We start from the raw sequence: 867 nt of genomic DNA, 5'->3' as shown, positions 1-867 counted from the left end.
TAAAGCGTCCTGAAACTCAAGGAACTTTGGGAGCGCGAGCATGAAGGTACCGCCAGCAAGGGAACCGACACCAGCAAGCCCAGTCATCGCCGAGATGGTGGTTTTCACCGGAGCAGGAAGGTCCTCGAAGGCTCGCATCGCGTCGGCGGCCCAGTTGAGCAGGTCAACCAATGCGCCGCCACCGTTAGGGTCAACGAGGGGCCGGGCGAGCTCAGACGAGAAATCACGCCAAGCAGCTTTGACGCGGTCCATAGCGCCAGCGAACGTGTTCTTCACATTCGCAGAGGCGCCCTCGAACTTCTCCGCCATGCCCGCAGTAAGCGCGTCAAGGGCTTCAGTAGCCCCCAGAGAACCGGCAGTGATCTCCTCGCGAATCTGCGCCCCGGTCTTACCCATCCGGGAACCGATCAGCTCAGCCGCGTTCACACCACGATTCCCGAACTCGTTCAAGTCCTGTGCTGTGATCTTCGAAGAAGACTGAATCTTCGCCATCGTCGCCACGATGCCTTCAATGTCAGCGTTCGAACCACCTGCTGCAGCGACCGCGTTCTGCACAGCATCCAGGTACGGAATGACCTTCTGAGTCTCCACACCGAAAGCCAGCATCTGCTGCTGCGCCTTGATGAACGACCCCTTCGCGAACGGTGAGGTTTTCGCGAAAGCATCCAGCTTGTCCATCTGAGCATTCGCAGCCTCAGCGGACCCCAGCAGAGTAGTCAAAGCTGCCCGAGTGGTCTGCTGCAGCGTGTTGTACTCGACCCCTGTCTTCATCGCAGCGACACCCAAGCCGGTGACAGCTACGCCGACCGCGGTCAGCCCGGTCCCGACCGTCGCCCACTCTGCACGCTGAGACCGGGCCGAATCATG

At 60.4% G+C, this 867-nt stretch carries 1 protein-coding gene; it reads right to left on the bottom strand.

Annotated elements, in window-relative coordinates; genetic code table 11:
- A partial coding sequence (locus OOT08_RS05055; RefSeq protein WP_325092111.1) for a tape measure protein occupies nt 1-771 on the bottom strand: 771 nt, incomplete at its 3' end.
- Nucleotides 772-867 lie beyond the last annotated feature (96 nt).

Source organism: Leucobacter sp. M11 (assembly GCF_035726885.1).
Classification (GTDB): domain Bacteria; phylum Actinomycetota; class Actinomycetes; order Actinomycetales; family Microbacteriaceae; genus JAPFRB01.
This window is presented reverse-complemented; position numbering and strand designations above follow the sequence as displayed.